This window comes from Pseudomonas sp. 39004 (genome assembly GCF_028682155.1).
Classification (GTDB): Bacteria; Pseudomonadota; Gammaproteobacteria; order Pseudomonadales; family Pseudomonadaceae; genus Aquipseudomonas; species Aquipseudomonas capeferrum.
In genome coordinates, this window is sequence record NZ_JANIAG010000265.1 from 1 (window position 1) to 4,824 (window position 4,824).

Sequence of the window (4,824 nt, forward strand, 5' to 3'; positions counted from 1 at the left end):
CCCGCGCCATGATCCGTATCTGCAAGGAAGAGAGCTTCCACCAGCGCCAGGGCTACGAGCTGCTGCTGACCATGATGCGCCACGGCACCCAGGCGCAGAAGGACATGGTCCAGGACGCCATCAACCGCCTGTGGTGGCCGTCGCTGATGATGTTCGGCCCAAGCGACGAGCACTCCCCCAACAGCGCCCAGTCGATGGCCTGGAAGATCAAGCGCCAGACCAACGACGAACTGCGCCAGCGCTTCATCGACCAGACCGTGCCACAGCTCGAACTGCTCGGCTGCACCGCACCCGACCCGCACCTGAAGTGGAACGAGGCCCGCGGCCACTACGACTTCGGCGAAATCCAGTGGGACGAGTTCTACGAAGTCATCAAGGGTAACGGCCCGTGCAACCTGGAGCGTGTCGCCACCCGGCGCAAGGCCATCGAGGACGGTGCCTGGGTACGCGAGGCCGCCGTGGCCTATGCGCGCAAGCAACAGAACAAGAACGCCGCCTGAGCGGCGATTGATGCGGAGATCGAAAATGTCTGTCTGGACCCTCTACGAAGTGTTCGTGCGCAGCAAGCACGGCTTGAACCACAAGCATGTCGGCAGCGTGCATGCCGCCGACGCCGCCATGGCCATCGAGAATGCCCGTGAGCTGTACACCCGCCGCAGCGAAGGCGTGAGCCTGTGGGTGGTGCCTTCGGCGCTGATCACCGCCTCCTCGCCTGACGAGAAAGACCCGTTGTTCGCCCCTTCGGACGACAAGGTCTACCGCCACGCCAGCTTTTACGAACTGCCCGACGAAGTCGGACACATGTGAGGTTGGCCATGCATACAGAAACGCTTATCCCGTATTTGCTGCTGCTGGGCGACAGCGCCCTGGTGCAGGGCCAGCGCCTTTGTGAATGGTGCGGCCATGCGCCGGCCATCGAAGAAGAGCTGGCCTTGATGAACGTCGGCCTCGACCTGGTCGGCCAGGCCCGCAACTGGCTGGAGTACGCCGCCGAGCTGCTCGATGACGGCCGTGATGCCGATGCCCTTGCCATGCGTCGCGACGAACGCGCCTACCGCAACCTGCTGCTGGTCGAGCAACCCAATGGCGACTTTGCCGTGACCATGACCAAGCAGTTCTTCTATGACGCCTGGCATTACGCGGTGCTGCAGGGCCTGGCCGCGTCCAGCGACGAACGTATCGCCGGCATTGCTGCCAAGGCGCTCAAGGAGGTCACCTACCACCTGCGTCGCTCCGGCGAATGGGTGCAGCGACTGGGCGGCGGCACTGACGAAAGCCGTCGGCGCATGCTCGATGCGATCCCGGCGCTGTGGCGCTTCACCGTCGAACTGGCGGCAGGCAGCGAAAACGAAGTACGCCTGGCCGAGGCTGGCATTGCTGCCGACCCGCGCAGCGTCGGTGCTGCCTGGCTCAAGCAGGTGACAGCGATTTTCGACTCGGTGCAACTGCCGCTGCCCAAGGCGGCCAGCCATTTCTACCTGGACAGCCGCAAAGGCCTGCACACCGAGCACCTGGGGCTGTTGCTGGCCGAAATGCAGTTCCTGCCACGGGCCTACCCCGATGCAACCTGGTGAGCTGATTGCCAGCGACCTCGGCGCCCGTGCGGCCCGCGGCGATGACTTGGCCCGGGCCTGGGAAGTACTGGAGCAGGTCATGGACCCGGAGGTGCCGGTAGTCAGCGTGGTCGACCTGGGCATCGTCCGCGACCTCGACTGGCGCGCCGGCCACCTGCACCTGGTAGTCACGCCGACCTACTCCGGTTGCCCGGCGACCGAGGTGATCGAGGCCGACATCCGTGACGCGCTGCAACAGGCCGGTTTTGCTGCCCCTGCGCTGGAGCGGCGGCTGACCCCGGCCTGGAGCACCGACTGGATCAGCGAGCTGGGCCGCCAACGCTTGCGCGCCTACGGCATCGCACCGCCCGAGGGCAGCACCAGCAAGCGCAGTTTGCTCGGTGAAGCGCCCCAGGTGTGCTGCCCGCAGTGCGCCAGCCCCCACACCGAACTGCTCAGCCAGTTCGGCTCCACGGCCTGCAAGGCGCTGTACCGCTGCCGCGAGTGCCTGGAGCCGTTCGACTATTTCAAATGCATTTGAGCCGTGGAGAACACATGAGCCAGTTTCACAGCCTGACCATCAAGCAAGTGCGTAACGAGACCCGCGACGCGGTGTCCATCGCCTTCGACGTGCCCGAGCACTTGCAGGCGCAATTCAGCTTTACCCAGGGCCAGTACCTGGTCATGCGTACCCGGTTGGACAACGAGGAAGTACGCCGCTCCTATTCCATCTGCAGCGCGGTACAGGATGGCGAGCTGCGGGTAGCCGTCAAGCGCGTGCCGGGCGGGCGTTTCTCCGCCTTTGCCAATGACGTGCTCAAGGCTGGCCAGCAACTGGAGGTGATGCCGCCGTCTGGCAGCTTCCATGTACCGCTGGACCCTGCCCGCCACGGCCACTATCTGGGCGTGGCCGCAGGCAGCGGCATCACGCCGATCCTGTCGATCATCGCCACCACCCTGGCCAGTGAGCCGCACAGCCGCTTCACCCTGCTGTACGGCAACCGCTCCAGCTCCGGTGCGTTGTTCCGCGACAAGCTCGAAGACCTGAAAAACCGTTACCTGGACCGCCTGAACCTGATTTTCGTGTTCAGTCGCGAGCAGCAGGATGTCGACCTGTACAACGGCCGGATCGATGCCGACAAGTGCGGCCAGTTGTTCGCCCGCTGGCTGGACGTCACCACGCTGGACGCGGCGTTCATCTGCGGCCCCCAGGCGATGACCGAAACCGTGCGCGACAGCCTGCAGGCCAACGGCATGGGCAAGGAGCGCATCCATTTCGAATTGTTTGCCGCCGCTGGCAGCGAAGCACGCCGCGAGGCCCGTGAGGCGGCGCGCCAGGTGGATTCGGCGCTCAGCCATATCACCGTGATCAGCGATGGCCGCGCCCTGTCGTTCGACCTGCCGCGCAACAGCCAGAACGTGCTGGACGCCGGTAATGCCATTGGCGCCGAGCTGCCCTACTCGTGCAAGGCGGGCGTGTGCTCCACCTGCAAGTGCCGGGTGATCGAGGGCGAGGTAGAGATGGACAGCAACCATGCGCTGGAAGACTACGAAGTGGCGGCGGGCTATGTGCTGTCGTGCCAGACCTACCCGGTGAGCGACAAGGTGGTGCTCGACTTCGACCAGTTGTAAACCCGCGCCGCTTTACAACACCGCATGCAACACCCGTGTGACCTCACAAAAAACAACTACAACACCAAGAGATCGCTGACCCATGACCCCCGAACGCATCGCAAGCATCGCCAACCACCCCGACTTCCAGCACCTGGTCCGGCGCAAGCGCCGCCTCAACGGCAGCCTGACCCTGGCCATGCTGGTGATCTACTACGGCTTCGTCCTGCTGGTGGCGTTCTCGCCCAGCACCCTCGGCCAGTCGCTCAGCGGTGGCGTGACCACCGTCGGCATGCTGGTGGGCGTGCTCATGGTGCTGTTGTCGTTCGCCCTCACCGGCATCTACGTGCACCGCGCCAACAACGTGCTCGACCCGCTCAACGACAAGGTCAAGCAGGAGTGCGCGCAATGAACTGGACCGCCATCTCGATGTTCATGGTGTTCGTCTGCTTCACTTTGCTGGTCACCCGCTGGGCCGCATTGCGGACCCGTTCGGCCAGTGACTTCTATACCGCCGGCGGCGGCCTGACCGGCATGCAGAACGGCCTGGCGATCGCCGGCGACATGATCAGCGCCGCGTCGTTCCTGGGCATTTCGGCAATGATGTTCATGAACGGCTACGACGGACTGCTGTACGCCCTGGGCGTGCTCGCCGGCTGGCCGATCATCCTGTTCCTGATTGCCGAGCGCTTGCGCAACCTGGGCAAGTACACCTTTGCCGATGTGGTGTCCTACCGCCTGGCTCAAACCCCCGTGCGCCTGACGTCGGCGTTCGGCACCCTGGTCGTGGCGCTGATGTACCTGGTGGCGCAGATGGTCGGTGCCGGCAAGCTGATCGAGCTGCTGTTCGGTATCAGCTACCTGTATGCGGTGATGCTGGTCGGGGTGCTGATGGTCGCCTACGTGACCTTCGGCGGCATGCTCGCCACCACCTGGGTGCAGATCATCAAGGCGGTGATGTTGCTCAGCGGTACCACGTTCATGGCCTTCATGGTGCTCAAGCACTTTGGCTTCAGCACCGAGGCGATGTTTGCCAGTGCCGTTGCCGTGCACGCCAAGGGCCAGGCAATCATGGCGCCGGGTGGCTTGCTGTCGAACCCGGTGGACGCGATTTCCCTGGGCCTGGGCATGATGTTCGGCACGGCGGGCCTGCCTCATATCCTGATGCGGTTCTTCACCGTCAGCGATGCCAAGGAAGCACGCAAGAGCGTGTTCTACGCCACCGGTTTCATTGGCTACTTCTACCTGCTGCTGATCGTCATCGGCTTCGGCGCCATCGTCATGGTCGGCACCGAGCCGTCTTACCGCGATGCAGCGGGCGCGATCATTGGCGGCGGCAACATGGTCGCGGTGCACCTGGCCCAGGCGGTGGGTGGCAACCTGTTCCTCGGTTTCATTTCTGCCGTGGCCTTCGCCACCATTCTGGCGGTCGTGGCTGGCCTGGCGCTATCCGGTGCGTCGGCAGTGTCCCACGACCTGTATGCCTGTGTGATGCGCAAAGGCCAGGCCACCGAGCAGCAAGAGATGCGGGTTTCGCGTATCGCCACCCTGGTGATCGGCCTGCTGGCAGTGGTGCTCGGGCTGGTGTTCGAGTCGCAGAACATCGCCTTCCTCTCCGGCCTGGTGCTGGCCGTGGCCGCGTCGGAGATCGGAAGAGCAC

General features: G+C 64.4%; 6 protein-coding genes and 1 pseudogene. All 7 read left to right on the forward strand.

Annotated elements, in window-relative coordinates; all coding sequences use genetic code 11:
* On the forward strand, positions 1–500 hold a 500-nt coding region (locus NP534_RS25625; protein WP_274100574.1), incomplete at its 5' end, for a Phenylacetic acid catabolic protein.
* A 25-nt stretch (positions 501–525) separates the two neighbouring features.
* On the forward strand, positions 526–807 hold the full coding sequence (gene paaB / locus NP534_RS25630; RefSeq protein WP_004374528.1) for a 1,2-phenylacetyl-CoA epoxidase subunit PaaB: 282 nt from the start codon (positions 526–528) through the stop codon (positions 805–807).
* 8 nt (positions 808–815) lie between these two features.
* The gene (paaC, locus tag NP534_RS25635) at positions 816–1,574 is read left to right on the forward strand and encodes a 1,2-phenylacetyl-CoA epoxidase subunit PaaC (RefSeq protein WP_274100575.1); all 759 of its coding nucleotides are present in this window, start codon (positions 816–818) and stop codon (positions 1,572–1,574) included.
* A complete protein-coding gene (gene paaD / locus NP534_RS25640; protein WP_033697907.1) occupies positions 1,561–2,094 on the forward strand; it encodes a 1,2-phenylacetyl-CoA epoxidase subunit PaaD in 534 nt (177 codons plus the stop codon). The genes paaC and paaD overlap by 14 nt, the downstream gene beginning before the upstream one ends.
* A 14-nt stretch (positions 2,095–2,108) precedes the next feature.
* Entirely contained in the window at positions 2,109–3,185 is a 1,077-nt protein-coding gene (gene paaE, locus NP534_RS25645; protein ID WP_274100576.1) for a 1,2-phenylacetyl-CoA epoxidase subunit PaaE, read from the forward strand.
* A gap of 82 nt (positions 3,186–3,267) precedes the next feature.
* Positions 3,268–3,576 (forward strand): DUF485 domain-containing protein, encoded by a 309-nt coding sequence (locus NP534_RS25650; RefSeq protein ID WP_012314487.1) that lies wholly within the window; start codon positions 3,268–3,270, stop codon positions 3,574–3,576.
* Positions 3,567–4,824, forward strand: a pseudogene (locus tag NP534_RS25655) (sodium:solute symporter family transporter); the annotation flags it as partial. The gene NP534_RS25650 and the pseudogene NP534_RS25655, both read left to right, overlap by 10 nt.